The sequence below is a fragment of the Paraglaciecola algarum genome, from assembly GCF_021532655.1.
In the GTDB taxonomy this organism is placed as follows: domain Bacteria; phylum Pseudomonadota; class Gammaproteobacteria; order Enterobacterales; family Alteromonadaceae; genus Paraglaciecola; species Paraglaciecola algarum.
The window spans coordinates 205722-224637 of the sequence record NZ_JAKGAS010000001.1; the positions used below are offsets into that span (position 1 = coordinate 205722).

An 18916-nucleotide genomic window follows, 5' to 3' on the forward strand; every position below is an offset into this window, starting at 1 on the left:
ACTGGGTATTACATTAATTAAGGAAATAAAAATGCACAATTTGTTCACACGCTTTCTTGTAAGCAGTCTGTTCTGTTGTTTTTCTTACTGCAGTTATGCAGAGATAACAGATACCAAAGTAATAGATAATGGTGGAAGTGGTAAATATAAAGCGATCGTTTCTTCAGACTCTTTGCTGCCTGGATATGTGATCTACCAGCCTAAAAATCTTCAGGAAACGTTACAATCAGAACAACGCCTTCCGGCGATAATTTTTGCTAATGGTGCTTGTAGTGATAGTTCCTTGGAATATGAACGGATGTTGACAGAAATCGCATCCCACGGTTATTTGGTGATTACGCTTGGGTCAATACAAAAGGTTAAAGATGATCGTCCTTTTAAAAACGTAACCAACGCTATGATGGGGAAGGCACTTGATTGGCTTAGCGAAACGTCGGAAGATAAGGACAGTAGATATTATCACGCTGTCGACTTAAACAAGATTGGCTTTGCTGGTCATTCTTGTGGCGGCGCTCAGTTGTTGGCTATGGCGAGTGATTCCCGCGTAAAGACCTATTTAATGTTCAACTCTGGCATTGGTGATATGAGCATGGCTCAAGCGGATCGAAGCTCCTTGGCGTCACTGCATGGGCCTACTATATATCTTGTGGGCGGTGATTCGGATGTTGCGACTCCAAACGCTAAGCTTGATTATCAACGAATTGACCATGTACCAGTTGTTTTGGCTAACGATTTAGATGGCGGCCACTCGGGCACATTTAATCAACCTCGCGGCGGTTCATTTGCCAGTCTGGCCCTAAAATGGTTGGATTGGCAGTTAAAGGAGCAAGATACCTATGCGCCAATCTTTCTCGCTGGCAAACTTGATAATTTTGCCGGCTGGAGCGTCAAAGGCAAACAATTTGAAGGTATTAAATGAAAAAATCTACGCTTATACGAATGTCAGTATGGTTATCGGTAGTCGCTTTTCTGAACGCCCATGTGAGTGCCAAAACATTGGATAAGGTTACCGTTGAGCAAGGAGTTTTGCAGGGTGGTTTTGAGCCTAATAGCGAAAAAGAAGTCGCTGTATTTAAGGGGGTTCCGTTTGCTAAGCCACCGGTAGGACCTTTACGTTGGAAAGCTCCTCAGCCAGCTGATAATTGGCAAGGTATTAAGCTAGCCACGGAATTTGCGCCATCGCCAATGCAAGGCGGAGAGCCTTATTCAGGGAAGAGCGAAGATTGTTTATATCTAAATGTTTGGACACCTGCTAAGTCTACTAAAGATAATATTCCTGTATTTATATGGATATATGGAGGTGGATTTAGTTTTGGTAGTGCGTCAGACCCTCTATTTAATAGGGCAAAATTGGCAGAGAAAGGGGTTATTGTTGTTACCATTGCTTATCGTGTCGGTCAGTTAGGCTTTTTAGCCCACCCACAGTTGTCAGCGGAAAATCCTCAGCAAATATCTGGTAACTATGGCTTGTTTGACCAGATTGCCTCACTTGAGTGGATTCAAAAAAATATAAGAGCTTTCGGTGGTGATCCGAAAAATGTGACTATAGCTGGCGAGTCTGCTGGTGGTATTTCTGTCAGTATGCTTGCTGCTTCGCCATTAGCCGATGGATTATTTCATAAAGCTATTTCGCAAAGCGGAGGTTCTTTTGGGCCTACTCGTAAACAAACTTACCCAGGCGAAAACATGATATCACTTAAGCAAGCTGAAGCCGAAGGAGTTGAGTATGCTAAACAATTTGAAACGACTACTAATTGGGAGCCTTCTATTGATGAACTCAGAAAACTGCCAGCAGAAAAGTTTATTCCCAAAGGTTGGTCGTTACCGGGCGGCTGGCCAATAGTCGATGGCCATGTTATACCAGATGATCAATTCAAGCTTTATGAAAAAGGAGCGTTTAACCACGTCCCAGCACTTATGGGATATAACTCAGATGAGGGGTTAAGTTTTGTATGGAATCCAGATGCCAAACAATTTATAACGGACGTTGATACTCGTTTTGGTCAGCATGCGTCAAAATTAAAGACCGCTTATGGGATGACAGAAGGTAAAATTACACGTAGTGCACGCAACCTAATTCGTGACGCCGCGTTTGGCTGGCACTCATGGAGCTGGGCGCGTTTACAAACTAGACATAGTGATGCGCCAACGTATTTATATTATTTTGATCAACACCCAGATTATCCAACAGAATCGCCAAAATTTGGCCAAGGTTCTCCCCACGCTCAAGACGTTGCTTATGTTTTTCAGCAACTAGATGAAAATAGCCCGGAAGTTTCTGCTGTTGATATTGAAATGTCCGAAAAAATTGCCACCTACTGGACTAATTTTGCTAAAACCGGTAACCCAAATAGTGAAACTTACCCCATTGGCCGAAGTTTAAGGCAGGTTCCAATAGTGTGATGTATTTTCAGCAACAGCCGAAAGTGGGTGATGTGCCAGATGAAACTGGTCTTAGAGAATTAGACAAATATTTTCATTGGCGCCGGTCAGCTGAAGGTAAAGCTTGGGCAGATCAGTAATACAATTTCTTTTGTCTGCGAATACTTACAATCTTATATCAGTATTAAGTTATCGAATAGAAGTAACTTGCAGCAGCTTCTATTTATGCTCTTTTTGATATTGAGTCGGGGTTTTACCTATGTATTTTTTAAAGGACTTTGTATACGCGCTTTGATCATAAAACCCTGTGTTGATAGCAATGTCGGCTATGGTCATATTTTCGTTTAATAACATTTTGCAAGACTTCATGATACGCAATTTAATGATGTATTGGTGGCTTGTGGTTTTGAAGGTTTCTTTAAATCTTCTTTCAAACTGTCGGACTGACAAATGGGCTATAGACGCAAGATCTTCAATTAGAATTTTTGTATGGTAATTATGTTTTATATACTCAAGTGCATCGGAAAGGGCTAGGTACGGACGAATAAAGTGCGAAGAATCATCTAGGCTTTGGCAAGTACCGCACAGACCAATAATATTATCACTGCTATCTAAAAGCGGTATTTTACTGGTTAAAAACCATGTTGGATCGCCTAGGTAATTCGGAAATAGTTCGACAATATTTTTTTTGGTTCTCCCATATTTTATTAGAGTTTGATCATCTTGTTTGTATTGTTCTGCTAATTCAGGCGCAAATATATCATTGTCACAGAGGCCAATTAGCTGCTCTTCACTTTCAAACCCACAATGTTGAGCAAATAGTTTATTCACCGAAACTATGACGCCATTTACGTCTTTAGCAAAAAATAAAATATTCGGTAACTCTTCAAAAAGTGAAGTGAAATTCATGTCAGGTTTGACACGGGATAAAAAGTTAAGTTTTGTTTGATATTTTGAGTTTTCTAATCCCATGTCGTTTTTTTCCTAAATATTTTAGCTTTAATACAATTAACAAAAAATTAACCATGATAGTTTATCTTTATCGAAAAACAGTATTATTTTCATCGTGAGTCTATTTTCGCGTAGAAGATAATCATTTATAAGGTTTATTTTACAAAAATAAAACATTCTTATGACTAAAAAAATTAGAGTGGCATTGGTAGGATTAGGATTTGGTGCGGAGTTTTTACCAATTTATAAAGATCACCCAAATGCTGAAGTTGTGGCCGTATGTCAACGCAATAAAGAAAAAGCAGATGAGATTGCCAAATCCTTTGGGATTGAAAAGGTCTATACTTCTTATGAGTTATTATTAAACGATCCGGATATTGATGCCGTACACATTAATACTCCCATCCCCAATCATGGTGAACAGTCTATCCAAGCACTAAAAAAGGGTAAACATGTGGCTTGTACTGTACCTATGGCTACGACCATTGAGGAGTGCGAGGAAATTGTCAACTTGTGTGAGTCAACAGGCTTGCAATACATGATGATGGAAACTGTGGTGTATGCTCGTGAATTTTTGTTTATGAAAGATTTATATGACAAAGGTGAATTAGGCAAAATACAATTTTTAAAAGCAAGCCATCAACAAGATATGCAAGGTTGGCCGAACTATTGGCCGGGATTACCTCCTATGCATTATGCGACCCATTGTGTGGGGCCTATTTTGGGTTTAGCAAGGTCTCAAGCAGAATCAGTTTCATGTTTTGGTTCAGGTACAATTCGTGAAGAATTGCATCGCCATTATAACTCTCCTTTTGCGGTTGAAAGTTGTCATATTCAATTAAAAGATTCTGATGTGACCGCCCATGTCTATCGTTCTTTATTTGATACAGCTCGCCAATATAGAGAGTCCATAGAAGTATACGGCTCTCAAAAATCTGTAGAGTGGCCACTTGTTGAACATAATCCTTTAATTGTACATACCGCTGGTAAACCTGAACCAGAGATCCCAGAAGAGCAGGTATGTCCAGATTTTGCTCATCGTTTACCTGAAGAAATACAGAAATATACACGCAAAGGTGTATACGATGACGACGGCAATACCCACCTTTCATTTACCCAAGGAGATGGGCACGGTGGCTCACACCCTCATTTAGTAGATAACTTTATCAATATGTTATTAACTGGCGAAGACGCTTATCCAAATGCTAAACAATCAGCCAATATAAGTTGTGTGGGCATTTTAGCTCATGAGTCAGCCCTTCAGGGTGGAATAAAGTTAGACCTGCCTGAATTCACAATAATTAAAAACAAGGTTTAGAAAATGAAAATAGGCGTAAGTTTGTTTTTATGGACTGATTTTGTCGAGCAACAACACTTTAAGTATTTTGAAAAATTGAAAGCTGCCGGATTTGATGGTGTTGAAATACCTTTAATGGCGGGGGATGAAACCCACTATAAATTAGTCGCTCAAGCCATTAAAAATGCTGGACTGGAATGCACTACTATGTCTTTAGGCCTGCCTGATAAACATTTAATTAGTCAGGATCCTAAAGCACGAGCTGCTGGTCTTGATTTTCTGAAATGGGCAGTAGATATGAGTCACCTATTGGGGAGCAAGATGTTAAGTGGTCCTTTGCATTCTGCCCCGGCTATATTTACGGGAAACTTCCCAACTGAGCAAGAAAAGATGTGGGCGGCAAACGGGTTATACGATTTAGCAGAGTATGCTCAACAGTTTGATATTGGCATTGCAGTTGAATATTTAAATCATTTTGAGTCTTATCTTTGTAACACCATGGCTGATACTCAGGCGTTAATAAACTTAAATCCTCATGCTAATTTAGGTATACAACTAGATACCCATCATGCTCACTATGAAGAGAATAATATGCGAGATGCAATTATTCACGGTGGCTCCAATATTAAATATGTACAAATCTCAGAAAGTAATAGGGGGACGCCTGGTGCTGGGTTAATTGATTTTAATGAGGTTTTTACTGCCCTCAAGCATATTGAATATGATGGATGGTTGACTGTAGAAGCCTTTTCTTGGAAGCATGAACAATTGAGAAAAAATCTACATTTATGGAGAGAGCTGTATACGTCAGAAAAAGATTGCTACTCCAAAGGTTTCGAATTAATTCGTTCTTATTGGTTTGGCTAGCATTCCCTTATCTAAATAATAACTAACAACACAAGGGTTAGATCATGAACAATACAAATAGGCTTTTTATTGCTAGTTGTTTTGCACTTATTACGACTGCTTTTTCTTTTAGTATCAGAGCAGGAGTGCTCGATTCTTTAGGCGCTGAGCTTCATTTTACTGCACAACAGCTGGGTTATATCAGCTCAATGTGGTTTTTAGGCTTTCCTCTTTCAATGATTGTTGGAGGACTTATTTATCATAAAGTAGGCGGCAAGGTCATTATGCAGTTTGCTTTTTTGGCGCATGCATTAGGGATTGTACTGACTATATTTGCCACTAGTTTTTGGGGATTAATTATTTCTACACTATTAATTGGTTTAGGTAATGGCTGTACTGAAGCTGCATGTAACCCCATGATTGCCGACAGTTATAAAGGCAATACTATGAGTAAAATGATGAACCGGTTCCATATGTGGTTTCCTGGGGGGATTGTGATTGGCAGTTTAATTTCACAATTTATGACGTCATTTGAAATGTCCTGGCAAAGCCAAATAGCGGTGATTTTAGTGCCTACTATTATTTACGCTTATTTGTTTTGGGGGCAGGAATGGCCAAAAGCCAAAACAGTTGAAGAGGCTTCGATTTCTAGCAATTTGAAAGCGATTACTACACCATTATTCATCTTTATCTTTGCTTGTATGTGGTTAACCTCTATTTCAGAGTTTGGGCCTCAACAATGGGTGCAATTAACACTCAAAGAAAGTGGCGCAGAACCTATGGTGATACTAGCGTTAGTTACTGGCCTTATGGCTGTAGCCAGATTTTTTGGTGGCGAGGTTGTTAAACGATTTAGCATAGTCGGTGTCTTATTAGGCTCCTCTATATTTACAACTATAGGTGTGTATTTGTTTAGCACACAAATAGGTGCAATGGCTTATGTTGCAGCAATATTTTTTGGTTTAGGAATCGCTTATTTTTGGCCAAACATGTTGGGGTTCATTGCCCAATATATTCCTAAAAGTGGCGCTTTAGGTTTATCGATTATTGGGGCGGTAGGGATGTTTTCTTCTGCTGTATTCCAACCCATTATTGGAGGCTGGATTGATTCGAATAGAGCAGACGGTCTGGCTGCTGGATTAATAGGGAGTGAACTTGAGCTAGCAACGGGTCAGGCAACGTTAGGTACTATGGTGATGTTTCCACTGATCCTTATTGTATTGTTTACTGGTCTGTATTTTTGGTTGAAGACTAGAGCAATTAATTGAGTTAATTCGTGAAATTTATATTTTTCGTGAAATTTATATTTAAGGTTTACTTATGAGATTTATATGTTTAATAACAGTGTTCAGCTTTTTAATAAGTTGTTCCAGCTCCACCCCTGCTAACTCTAGTCATGAAGCTAGAAAAATTGAAATATTATTTTTGGGTCATGAACAAGAAAATCATGATGCCAATAAATATATGCCAGTATTAGCCTCGGCGCTTGCTACAAGTGGTATTAACGTTACTTATACCAATAAAGCATCTGCTCTTAATGACTCGACCTTAAGTTTATATGATGGTCTCATTATTTACGCTAACCATGATGAAATATCTCCGCAGCAAGAAAAAGCCTTGTTGGATTTTGTTGATCAAGGTAATGCTTTTATACCTATTCATTCTGCGAGTTTTTGTTTTAGAAATTCTGAAGAATATATCAAGTTAGTAGGGGCTCAATTTTCTACCCACGGTAGGGGAACATTCACGGGTGAAATTGTTAATCATGAGCACAGCCTTAGTAAGTCTTTAACTGAATTCTCAACATGGGATGAAACCTATGTTCATACTAAATTTGCTGACGATATTACAGTATTAATGGAGCGTGTTGATGGCGAGCATCGTGAACCTTATACCTGGGTGAAATCTCATGGTAAAGGAAAAGTCTTTTATACCGCATATGGGCATGACGAAAGAACTTGGTATAACCCAGAATTTCAAGAATTAATCAAACAAGGCATTTTATGGGCTGTTGAGCCTACTGTTAAAAAACAATGGCAGGAATACGTTAAAACCATCCCTACATTAAAATATGATGGTGTGGCGAATGTACCCAACTATGAAAAAAGAGATCCCGCTCCTCAATATCAACTGCCATTAACCCCTGAAGAGTCACAAAAGTTAATTCAAGTACCAGCAGGTTTTGAATTGCAGTTATTTGCTGCCGAGCCTGACATTATTAATCCTATTGCAATGAATTGGGATGAAAAAGGTCGTTTATGGGTGATTGAAACAGTTGATTATCCTAACACTATTCATAGTGAAAATGGTTTAGGTGATGATCGCATTAAAATCTTAGAAGACACCGACCATGATGGTAAAGCAGATAAGGTCACTGTTTTTGCTGAAAACCTAAATATCCCCACCAGTTTTACCTTTGCCAATGGCGGTATTATTGTTGCGCAAGCACCTTCCTTTTTGTTTTTAAAAGATACGGATGGAGATGATAAAGCGGATGTAAGGGAAGAATTATTTAATGGTTGGGGGGTGTTCGATACTCACGCCGGCCCTTCCAACTTGCAGCAAGGCATTGACAATAAAATATACGGTGCTGTTGGGTATTCAGGATTTGAAGGTGAAATTCTCAATAAAGAGCATAAATTTGGTCAAGGTGTTTATCGTTTTAATACAGACTTAAGTGATTTCGAACATATTGCTAAAACAAGTAACAATACTTGGGGCTTAGGCATTAATGAAGATAACGCTATTTTTGCTTCTACTGCCAATAATACTCATAGTGTTTTTGTTGGTATCCCTAGTACTTATTTTACTGATGTTAAAGGACTGCCTGAAAAAGGCAGTGCCAAAATAGACGGCCACTATGACATTAAACCCATTACCCAAAAAATCAGGCAAGTTGATGTGTTTGGAGGTTTTACAGCAGCATCTGGTCATCATTTCTATACGGCAAAAAGTTACCCTGAATCATTTTGGAATAAAGTCGCCTTTGTGACGGAACCAACGGGTAACTTAGTGCATATGGCAGTAATTGAAAAAGATGGTGCTGGCTACCTTGAAAAGGACGGCGGCAATTTATTTGCAAGCGCCGATGAGTGGGTATCACCTGTTGAAGCAAAAGTAGGACCTGACGGACAAGTTTGGATATTAGACTGGTATAATTTCATTATTCAACATAACCCTACACCGTCCGAAAGTCGCGGCGGCTATGATGCTGAAAGGGGGGAAGGGGCCGCATATATTAACCCTTTACGTGATAAGTCTCGGGGCAGAATTTGGCGTGTTGTTGATAAGAAAAATAGCAAGATTGACTTTGAAAAAGTTAAGCAAACATTAGGCTCGTTTAGTACCAACGAATTGGTTAATGCATTAACAAATGACAATTTATTTTGGCGTTTAACAGCACAACGTCTATTAGTTGAGAACAAAAGCCTCAAAGCTTTACCACAATTGTATAAGTTAATCGAAAGTAGCAGTGCAGATGTAGCAGTGCTACATGCATTGTGGACAATTAAAGGTTTGGGGGTTGTCAATACTGATCCTATGGCCAAAAAGCTAGTATTAAATGCTCTTAATCATGAGTCTGGGATTGTGCGCAAAGCGGCTATTCAAATACTGCCTAAATCAACTGAGACCGACAACGCAATGATGTCGGGCGGTTTACTTACTGACAAGGACCCAGTTGTGCAATTAGAAGCTTTACTTTATTTTTCTCATCGGCCAGCGTCTGAAAGTTTAGGTCAAACACTTTACAAACTAAGTGAAAACTCTGCGATAACAAATGACACTTGGTTAGCCAACGCTTTATACATTGCTAGCGCTAAACATAAAGATGGCTTTATTAAATCATACTTAATTAATAATCCAACGGCAGAAATTCCAGCTGAAGAAGTCGAATTAGAAGAGGTAAAAGAGCTTGATTTGGTTCCTGTAGCAAGAGAAGTTAAAAGCTTGGATGATAGTCATTGGTCAACTATGGACTTACCGCAATATAGTGAAAGTGCTGGGCTCGATATGGACGGCGTAATTTGGTATCGGAAAAACTTTACCATCTCTGAAGGTATAGGTGATGGTAGCGGTAAGATTTCTTTAGGTCCTATTGATGATTCAGACGTTACCTATATTAATGGTACAAAAGTAGGTGGACTGATAAGTCGTTTTGAGAAAGACAGAGTTTACGACATCGCAAAAGGCCTGTTAAATAAAGGTGAAAATACTATTGCTGTGCGTGTTCAAGATGACGCACAAGGGGGCGGTATGTATGGCACCGCTAAACAAATGTTTATTGAACTTAGCCAAGGTCAACAAATTCCACTAAGTGGCCCATGGAAATATGATATTGCAGAAGTGTTTGAATCTAAAAATGACGATATTGATGTATTTGAAGGTGCATCATTCGCAAGTGTAATATTTAATTCTTATGCTTCTGTTGATAACGGTATGGCAAGAACGTCTTTAGAAGAAGCTGACAGTACTATCATTGAAATTAGTGTTGTAAAAGGTGCAATGAAATTTGATGTCACTGATTTTGAAGTACAAGCTGGGCAATCAATTGAGATTGTTTTTTCTAACCCTGATTACATGCAACATAACATTGTAATTACCAAGCCAGGTCAGAAGGATAAAGTAGGACAAGCGGCTGACAAGTTGGCAACGAGTGCAAATGGCGCTGAATTACATTACGTACCGAATATACCAGAGGTGTTATTCGCTACTGAAATATTAGATCCCAATTCAAAAACCACACTTAAATTTACCGTACCTACCGAGCCTGGTGATTATCCCTTTATTTGTACTTTTCCCGGGCATTGGCAAATCATGCAAGGTGTGATGAAGGTTGTCGCAGTAGAAAATTAATATATAGCAATGTAAATCAAAGTATTAGAGATTCATACAATTTAAGATCCGGTAATCTTTAGTTACCGGATTTTTTTTATGAGCAGTATTTTTTTGAGCTAATGATTGAAAATATTCTATTTTTCATATTAATCGTAGGCAATTGCTGTTTTTAGTCAGCACTAGCCGCTATACTATGCGCCGCATTTGAAAGCGATATATGAAAAGCAAAATGAATAATTCAACATGAGTTATTCGAATATTAAAATTTAAAGGAAAAAAATGACTCCTATTACTAAATCTTTTCAGTATGGTCAGCATACTGTTACTCTTGAAACCGGCGTAATTGCTCGTCAAGCAACTGCTGCAGTCTTAGCAAGCATGGACGATACAACTGTATTAGTTTCTGTTGTTGGTAAAAAAGACACTAAGCCAGGTCAAGACTTCTTCCCATTAACGGTTAACTATCAAGAGCGTACATACGCTGCGGGTAAAATCCCAGGCGGATTTTTCAAACGTGAAGGTCGTCCCTCTGAATATGAAACATTAACCTCGCGTTTAATTGACCGTCCAATTCGTCCATTGTTCCCTGACGGATTCATGAATGAAGTTCAAATTATTGTGACTGTAGTTTCTGCTAATCCAGAAATCCCGACTGATATCATCTCTTTAATCGGTACATCTGCCGCGCTTGCTATTTCAGGTATGCCTTTTAACGGTCCTGTTGGTGCAGCTCGTGTTGGTTATACTGATGAGCAATATGTATTAAATACACGTACTTCTGAACTTGAAGCTAGCAAACTAGATTTAGTGGTTGCTGGTACTGAAGGTGCAGTATTGATGGTTGAATCTGAAGCAGATGTATTGTCTGAAGAAGTGATGCTAGGTGCTGTTATGTACGGCCATGAGCAAATGCAAACTGTTATTACAGCAGTGAGCGAGTTTGCTGCAGAAGTGAACACGCCTAAATGGGATTGGGCTCCAGAAGCTGAAAATACTACTCTTAAAGACAAAATCAAAGAATTGGCTGAAGCAGGTATTACTGAAGCTTACCAAATCTCTGACAAGATGGAGCGTAAAGATGCCATCACGGCTATCACTAACAAAACAGTTGAAGAGATTACAGCTGCTGACGAAGCTCAAGATGCTAAAGAAGTATCTGAGTTAGTACATGAGCTTGAAAGTGACGTAGTACGTTCACGTATTTTAGCTGGTCAGCCACGTATTGATGGTCGTGATCCTGCAATGATCCGTGCACTAGACGTAGCCACTGGTTTGTTACCTCGTACACACGGTTCTGCTTTATTTACTCGTGGTGAAACTCAAGCAATCGTAGCTGCTACTTTAGGTACAGAGCGTGACGCACAGATGATTGATGGCTTAAATGGCAAAGAAGATAGCCGTTTCATGCTTCACTATAACTTCCCTCCATATTGTGTAGGTGAAACTGGTTTTGTTGGTTCGCCTAAGCGTCGTGAAATCGGCCACGGTCGTCTAGCTAAACGTGGTATTCAAGCGGTTATGCCGTCTGAGAAAGATTTCCCGTATGTAGTACGTGTGGTATCTGAAATCACAGAATCAAATGGTTCGTCTTCAATGGCTTCTGTTTGTGGTACGTCTTTAGCACTAATGGACGCGGGTGTTCCGATTAAGGCGTCTGTTGCTGGTATCGCTATGGGGCTTGTGAAGAGTGATGAAAACTTTGTGGTTCTTTCTGACATTCTTGGTGACGAAGATCACTTAGGTGACATGGACTTTAAAGTAGCCGGAACAACTGGTGGTATCACTGCTCTACAAATGGATATCAAAATAGAAGGTATCACTAAAGAAATCATGCAAGTTGCCCTTAAGCAGGCTAAAGAAGCCCGTTTGCATATTCTAGGTGTTATGGACCAAGCGATTTCTGGTCACCGTGAAGAAATGTCTGAGTTCGCTCCACGTATTTATACAATGAAAGTTGAACAAGACAAGATCCGTGACGTAATTGGTAAAGGTGGTGCGATGATCCGTGCTATCACTGAAGAATCTGAGTGTAATATCGAAATCGAAGATGACGGTACTATCAAAATATTCGCTACTGAATTAGCTAAAGCTGAAATAGCTATTGCTAAGATTGAGCAAGTTACAGCTGAAGTTGAAGCCGGTAAAACTTATTCTGGTAAAGTGACACGTATCGTAGATTTCGGTGCTTTCGTTGAAATTTTACCTGGCAAAGAAGGCCTAGTTCATATTTCACAAATCGCTCACGAACGTGTTAACAAGGTATCTGACTTCTTAGAAGAAGGTCAAATTTTAGACGTAAAAGTTGTTGAAATCGACCGTCAAAACCGTGTTCGTTTAAGTATCAAAGACTTAATCGAAAAGCCAGCAGCAGAAGCGCCAGCTGAAGGTAATGAATAATCTTCAATTAACTTTAAGTTAATCTATTATAAAGGAGCCGCAAGGCTCCTTTTTTGTTTGTTATTTTATTGTCGCGAAGAGATTGATTATTTAATGGGTTGGCACTAGGCGTTATATAAAGTAAAGATACCAATACCGATAAAACCAACACCTGCAACATAATGAAGATATTTCTCGTTGATGTATTCTGATAATAGTGAGCCAGCCAAAACCCCCAATGCTGAAGCCACAATGAGTGCTGCAGAAGCGGCAAAAAATACAGTGTATTTACTGACCTCTTTATCCGTAGCAAACAGCATAGTTGCCAACTGAGTTTTATCGCCCAATTCAGCAATAAATACAGCTCCAAATATAGTTAAAAATATTTTCCAGTCCATACACTTCTCATTATTTATACCATTCCATCTAAATATGTAGTCTCTCAGCGAGAGTTTAAAGAGCTTAAACAAGGCGCATGATTGACAGCTCTTTATTAAAAGGCAGCTAGTGCTATTTCAAAGTCGTAGAACGCAGTGTAAGCTCTTTTAAAACTCGTCTGGAAGGAGCACCCCAGCCGGTTATGCTTTTTGTTCTCACTATTTGAAAGGGAACAACCATTACTACATAGCGACGCCTCAATCAAAAACCGCTGGATGCACTCTGAGTGATCACATATTTAGATGGAATGGTATTACCAAGTTCCAACGCCTCTTTCCGAGGCGACTAAATAATTGCCTAGAATAAGTGACTCTACAGTAAAAACCAATAGGAATTTATTTTAGGTTATTACCTAGCTGCTAGGCGTTAACTTGTATCTGTATAAAATATTAAAACAAAGATCAACAGCCCCTAATAGTATTAAAAATAAGTAATGGGTATTATCAAAATTCTACTCGTATAAAGTTTTTCATGAGAAAATCAACGCTGTTTATTCCATTCATAATTTATCAAGGACCTTTATGAAAAAAGTAACGAGTAAGGCTATATCAATCCTAGCTGTTGGTGTTTTTTCCTCAGTTTTATCTATTCAGGTTATGGCGCAAGAAGTTCAGTCAGCAGGTGTTGGTATAAGCCTAAAAGGCAGTACACTAGGCCCAGGATTAGAGTTTGATTACCGAATTAATCCGAACTTTAATATTAGATTGCAAGCAAATAGTTATTCTTATGATGATACATTTGAAGAAGACGGTATCGACTATAACGGTGAGATAGATCTGTCTACTTACGGTGTGTTAGCTGATTGGCGCCCATTTTCAGGCACATTTCGTGTCACTGGTGGTGTCTACTCCAATAGCAACGAGTTACGTGGAAGTGCACTTAGTGATGGGACTGAGATTTTTGAAATAGGTGATCAAGAATATCGTGGTAGTCAAAGTGACCCCTTATTGGTTAATACTTCTGTTGCATTAGGCAGTGGTTCAGCTGGTTATTTTGGATTGGGTTGGGGAAATTCTGAGCCATCTGGCTGGATGTTCTCATTTGAGTTGGGTGTATTGTTTTCAGGTGCCCCAGAGGTTGAGCTGAATGTAAGTGGTAGTGCAGAAGCAGTAGGTTTTGAAGGCAGTACCTTTGATGTCGACGGTAACAGTCCACAAGCCCAAGAATTTCAAGCGAACGTTGATCGTGAAGTCGCGAACCTAGAAGAAGATATTTCTGATTTTGAAGCCTATCCTGTGATTGCTTTAGGTATAGGTTACCGATTCTAATTTGAGTTGGCATATATTTATTTTCTAATCAAAGGGCCGATTTATCGGCCCTTTTAATTACGCATTTTATTATGCAGTGTATGAATTATTGTGCAGTGTATGAATGTTTAGCTAATGACTTGTTCTAGTACATGGGTTTCACCAGCCGCTACATTTTGACCTTGAGTGATGGCTGTTTCTACACAAATCATAGTTAAGTAACTATCATCTGCCATGTCTCCCATACTAATTGATTTATCCTGCCAAGGGTTCCAAACAATAATACTATCGTGACCAGATGATTGAACTTGGGTGTTTATATCTTTATCTTTGATCAGGATGTTGGGCGCTTTATGCAAATGTACTCTGTCTGTTTCTTGACCAATTTTGTATGGTACTGGGGTTTCAAAACTGTCAAAGTTTTGGGTTTTGTCTAAGTAGTTTCCTTCTAAACCAGTTAACTCACAATTATGAATGTCGTGGATAGCAAAATAAGTGTGTAAGGCGCAGTTATACCTTAAGCTGGTTTCACCGACATTTTTAGTAGACAGTTTTATATTTAGATCTTTACCCACCATGATCGATAAACTCAGCTGAGTATCTCCGTCAAAACCAGCACCACTGCTGCTAGTAGGCTGCAACACGACCTGTGTACCAAGTGGTGTTTCTGCACTACTGATGATTTGCCATTGTTGATCACGCACATAACCATGGGCTGAAAATTGATTGTCTTTATGGTCACCAAACCATGGCCAACAAATAGGGATCCCACCTCGTATGGCTTTTTTACCATTAAGTACGGCGTTTTGGCTGACCCATAATCTTTGTCTGTTATCGTGTTTAGGTATAAAACTTAAAATATGCCCACCAAATAATGAAATCTCTGCACTGGCTAACTTATTGTCAATAACCAATATTTGAATATTTTCGCGAGTGATTATGCTGGTTGAATCAGTGAGTAACATGTAAGTCCTTAGAATGTATGATTTGTATTTAGCAGTAAAGCTTAGGATCAAAAAAGGCGACTAGGTAATAGTCGCCTTTGTAACATAAATTTATCGCTAATTTAAACGAAAAAGATAGTCAATTATTTGCTTATGTGAGCAACTAAATCTAGTACTTTGTTTGAGTAACCGATTTCGTTATCGTACCAAGATACAAGTTTTACAAAAGTATCAGTTAAGGCGATTCCAGCAGTTGCATCAAATACCGAAGTACGTACGTCACCAATAAAGTCTTGAGAGACAACGGCATCTTCAGTGTAACCCATGATCCCTTTTAAAGGACCCTCAGCTGCGGCTTTCATCGCGGCACAAATTTCTGCATAAGAAGCAGGCTTAGCTAAATTTACGGTTAAATCTACAACAGATACGTCAGCCGTAGGTACACGGAAAGCCATACCTGTTAGTTTGCCATTAAGCTCAGGAATAACTTTACCTACAGCTTTAGCAGCACCAGTTGATGATGGAATGATGTTTTGAGATGCACCACGACCACCACGCCAGTCTTTAGCTGATGGGCTATCTACGGTTTTTTGCGTTGCTGTAGTAGCATGTACCGTGGTCATTAGGCCATCAACAATACCAAAGTTATCGTTAAGTACTTTAGCAAGTGGAGCAAGACAGTTAGTGGTACAAGATGCGTTAGACACTATATCTTGACCCGCGTAAGAGTCAGCATTTACACCCATAACAAACATAGGTGTAGCATCTTTAGAAGGGGCTGATAATACCACTTTTTTAGCGCCCGCTTCGATATGTTTACGTGCAGTTTCGTCAGTTAAAAATAACCCAGTAGATTCAACTACTACGTCTACGCCAATTGCATCCCATGCTAAGTCAGCAGGATTACGTTCAGCAGTCACACGAATAGTCTTACCATTAACCACTAATTGGCCGTCAACTACATCAACAGTACCGTTAAATTTGCCGTGAGTTGAATCGTATTTCAACATATATGCCATATAATCAGCATCTAACAAGTCATTGATACCAGCAATTTCGATATCGTCACGTTCACAAGCTGCTCTAAATACAAATCTTCCGATACGGCCAAAACCGTTAATACCTACTTTAATAGTCATTTTTGATCCTCTGTAATACTGTTAAACTGCGTGTAAAGGCTATTAATGCCCTTTTGAAATATAATTACGAAATTATGGACTAATTAGCTAAATAAGGCAAAATATTCGAGCAAATATGTTATTAAATTACAGTTTTAAATTGAAAACGTATTCACATTTCTAAAAGCATTCTTTTTATAGATAATTTAGTGCTTAAAATAAAGGAAAAAGTTAAAGATGACTGCTTCATTAGTTGAATATTTAGTGGATTTTTGTGGGATTGAATCTAATTACACCGATGCTTGGGGGAAACCTGCTGAAATCAATCCAAGTACAAAGCAAAAATTATTAGCTGTGATGGGGTACCAAGTAGAGAACCCCGAGATTTTGGCCCTACAAGTCGACGACTTGGCCAATAAAAGCTGGCTTAGTCCTTTAAATCCGGTCCAAGTTGTAAGAACCAATCAGGCATTGCAAATTGCCCTGCGTTTACCGATTGAGTTAGTCACCGACGAATATTCAGTGAAGGTTATGACTGAGCAAGGTGACATTCTATCCCATAACATTATTCCTACTGATGGTCAGTTGGCTAATGTATGTCATATTCAAGACATTGAATTTCAGGAATATATAATAGATTTACCCTTTGATTTACCTTTGGGATACCACGCATTATCTTTAGTGATTGATGAAGATGAATTGGCGACTATGCGTCTAATTATTGCGCCTACAGCCTGCTATAAACCCGCCCCTTTGCAAAACGGGGAAAAACTTTGGGGTTTAAGTGTGCAATTGTATTGTTTGCGCAGTGAAACCAATTGGGGGGTAGGGGACTTTACTGATCTTAGTTATTTAACCGAACAAGCGGCTCAGAGAGGCGCTGATTTTATTGGTTTGAATCCTATCCACGCTTTGTATCCAGCTAATCCTGATATTTGTAGTCCTTATGGCCCTTCATCTAGGCGTTGGTTAAATTTTATTTATATAGATGTGACTAAGTTAGATGGATATTTTCAAGACACAGTGCAAAACATAGTTAATCAAACCAGTTTTCAAAGCAAACTCAGTGCAGTACGAGAGGTTGAACATCTTGATTACAAAACGGTAAGTGAACTTAAATTACAAACTTTAGCGGCAGTTTTTGATTATCAAAATGAGCAGTACTTAACAAAAAACAGCAAAATCAATAAAACCTTTAAGGCCTTTGTCAAAGAGGGTGGTGAGAGTTTACAAACTTTGGCTGTTTATGATGTTTTGCAGGAAAGTCTGGCTAACCAAGATAAACCAAACTGGGGCTGGCCTGTTTTTCCAACTGAGTTCTCAGACTTTTCAAACCCCAAAGTGAAAAGTTTTGCTAAGAAAAATGCCAAACGTGTGAAGTTTTATTTGTGGCTGCAATGGCAAGCTGCACTGCAATTAGAGCAAGCTAATGCTGTGGCTATTAAGCATAAGATGCAAATTGGTTTGTATCGTGATTTAGCGGTTGGTGTGAGCGAGGGTAGCGCCGAGGTATGGGGTAATAAAGAGTTGTATTGCACCGATGCCAGTGTAGGTGCTCCGCCTGATGTATTAGGTCCGTTAGGCCAGACTTGGGGCTTACCGCCTATGGATCCTGAAAAACTTTATGAACAAAAGTATCAGCCAATCATAGATTTGTTTGACACTAATATGCATGCTACGGGAGCACTGCGAATTGATCATGTGATGGCCTTACTTAGATTGTGGTGGGTACCTAAGGGAGATAGCGCTAAAGCTGGTGGTTATGTGTATTATCCTGTGGATGATTTGTTGGGTATATTGGCGTTAGAAAGTCATAGACATCAAAGTTTAGTGATTGGTGAAGATTTAGGTACAGTACCCGATGAAATTAGAGCCAAGTTAGCTGATAATGGTGTGTATTCATATCGTGTATTTTTCTTTGAGCAAGCTAAAGATGGCGGATTTTATTCGCCAGCCCACTATCCTGAGCAATCTATGTCGACCTTGACCACTCACGATATGCCTACCTTGTCTGGTTTTTGGCATTGCGACGATCTGGAATTGGGTAAAGATTTGGGCTTATATCCAACTGAGGATATATTGCAATCTCTTTACACCAGTCGACACAAAGATAAACAAGCCATTTTAGACTCATTAGTGGGTCATCATTCGTTACCGCAAAATATAAGTCCTGATGTAAATTATGTTGGTATGACTCAAGAATTAAATTTCGCTATGCAAGTGCATATGGCGGCAGGTTCAAGTGAATTGTTAAGTTTGCAACTTGAGGATTGGCTAGAAATGGACAAGCCTGTTAATGTTCCAGGCACCTTTAATGAATATCCAAATTGGCGTCGAAAACTAACTCGTAATTTACAAGACATCTTTAGTGATGCATCATTAAATCACTTAGCGGCTAATTTAACCGAGACACGAAAAAAGGTTTCTGTTTAAATAATCCACTCTTAGTGGCTCATTTTATTATTTGAGCCACTCACTACA

Annotated in this window: 14 protein-coding genes; 10 read left to right on the forward strand and 4 right to left on the reverse strand. The window is 39.1% G+C overall.

The genetic code is table 11. From position 1 onward, the window contains the following. Positions 1 to 31: 31 nt before the first annotated feature. From L0668_RS00900 to L0668_RS20625, 3 genes are read left to right on the forward strand one after another with little or no spacing between them, the layout of a single operon-like run. Positions 32 to 919 carry a poly(ethylene terephthalate) hydrolase family protein gene (locus L0668_RS00900; protein ID WP_235310177.1) on the forward strand — a complete coding sequence of 296 codons (888 nt, stop codon included), beginning with the start codon at positions 32 to 34 and terminating at the stop codon, positions 917 to 919. Next, on the forward strand, positions 916 to 2403 hold the full coding sequence (locus L0668_RS00905; protein WP_235310178.1) for a carboxylesterase/lipase family protein: 1488 nt from the start codon (positions 916 to 918) through the stop codon (positions 2401 to 2403). Before L0668_RS00900 ends, L0668_RS00905 begins: the two co-directional genes overlap by 4 nt. Continuing rightward, positions 2400 to 2522, forward strand: coding sequence for a hypothetical protein (locus tag L0668_RS20625; protein ID WP_268820142.1), 123 nt, complete (start codon positions 2400 to 2402; stop codon positions 2520 to 2522). The genes L0668_RS00905 and L0668_RS20625 overlap by 4 nt, the downstream gene beginning before the upstream one ends. Before the next feature lie 79 nt (positions 2523 to 2601). Here L0668_RS20625 and L0668_RS00910 read toward each other — a convergent pair whose 3' ends face one another. Beyond that, the gene (locus L0668_RS00910; RefSeq protein WP_235310179.1) at positions 2602 to 3354 is read right to left on the reverse strand and encodes an AraC family transcriptional regulator; all 753 of its coding nucleotides are present in this window, start codon (positions 3352 to 3354) and stop codon (positions 2602 to 2604) included. A 160-nt stretch (positions 3355 to 3514) separates the two neighbouring features. On the opposite strand from L0668_RS00910, the gene L0668_RS00915 reads away from it, so the two are divergent. From L0668_RS00915 to pnp, 5 genes are all read left to right on the forward strand, one after another. Next, complete coding sequence (locus L0668_RS00915; RefSeq protein WP_235310180.1) at positions 3515 to 4651, forward strand: Gfo/Idh/MocA family protein; 1137 nt, start codon at positions 3515 to 3517, stop codon at positions 4649 to 4651. A gap of 3 nt (positions 4652 to 4654) precedes the next feature. Continuing rightward, on the forward strand, positions 4655 to 5497 hold the full coding sequence (locus L0668_RS00920; RefSeq protein WP_235310181.1) for a sugar phosphate isomerase/epimerase family protein: 843 nt from the start codon (positions 4655 to 4657) through the stop codon (positions 5495 to 5497). Between the two features lie 44 nt (positions 5498 to 5541). Next, a complete protein-coding gene (locus L0668_RS00925) occupies positions 5542 to 6744 on the forward strand; it encodes an MFS transporter (protein WP_235310182.1) in 1203 nt (400 codons plus the stop codon). Positions 6745 to 6796: 52 nt separating this feature from the next. After that, positions 6797 to 10330 carry a PVC-type heme-binding CxxCH protein gene (locus tag L0668_RS00930; RefSeq protein ID WP_235310183.1) on the forward strand — a complete coding sequence of 1178 codons (3534 nt, stop codon included), beginning with the start codon at positions 6797 to 6799 and terminating at the stop codon, positions 10328 to 10330. 261 nt (positions 10331 to 10591) lie between these two features. Further along, positions 10592 to 12709, forward strand: a complete 2118-nt coding sequence (gene pnp, locus L0668_RS00935) for a polyribonucleotide nucleotidyltransferase (protein ID WP_235310184.1) — start codon at positions 10592 to 10594, stop codon at positions 12707 to 12709. A gap of 104 nt (positions 12710 to 12813) precedes the next feature. Here pnp and L0668_RS00940 read toward each other — a convergent pair whose 3' ends face one another. Next, on the reverse strand, positions 12814 to 13086 hold the full coding sequence (locus tag L0668_RS00940; protein WP_235310185.1) for a TMEM165/GDT1 family protein: 273 nt from the start codon (positions 13084 to 13086) through the stop codon (positions 12814 to 12816). Positions 13087 to 13647: 561 nt separating this feature from the next. On the opposite strand from L0668_RS00940, the gene L0668_RS00945 reads away from it, so the two are divergent. Next, positions 13648 to 14394 carry a hypothetical protein gene (locus L0668_RS00945; protein WP_235310186.1) on the forward strand — a complete coding sequence of 249 codons (747 nt, stop codon included), beginning with the start codon at positions 13648 to 13650 and terminating at the stop codon, positions 14392 to 14394. Positions 14395 to 14501: 107 nt separating this feature from the next. On the opposite strand, the gene L0668_RS00950 is transcribed toward L0668_RS00945, so the two are convergent. Together L0668_RS00950 and gap are read right to left on the reverse strand one after the other, a co-directional pair. Continuing rightward, positions 14502 to 15338 carry a D-hexose-6-phosphate mutarotase gene (locus L0668_RS00950; RefSeq protein ID WP_235310187.1) on the reverse strand — a complete coding sequence of 279 codons (837 nt, stop codon included), beginning with the start codon at positions 15336 to 15338 and terminating at the stop codon, positions 14502 to 14504. 122 nt (positions 15339 to 15460) lie between these two features. Then, complete coding sequence (gap, locus tag L0668_RS00955; protein WP_235310188.1) at positions 15461 to 16456, reverse strand: type I glyceraldehyde-3-phosphate dehydrogenase; 996 nt, start codon at positions 16454 to 16456, stop codon at positions 15461 to 15463. A gap of 216 nt (positions 16457 to 16672) precedes the next feature. On the opposite strand from gap, the gene malQ reads away from it, so the two are divergent. Next, a complete protein-coding gene (gene malQ, locus L0668_RS00960; RefSeq protein WP_235310189.1) occupies positions 16673 to 18868 on the forward strand; it encodes a 4-alpha-glucanotransferase in 2196 nt (731 codons plus the stop codon). The last annotated feature ends 48 nt before the right edge of the window (positions 18869 to 18916 follow it).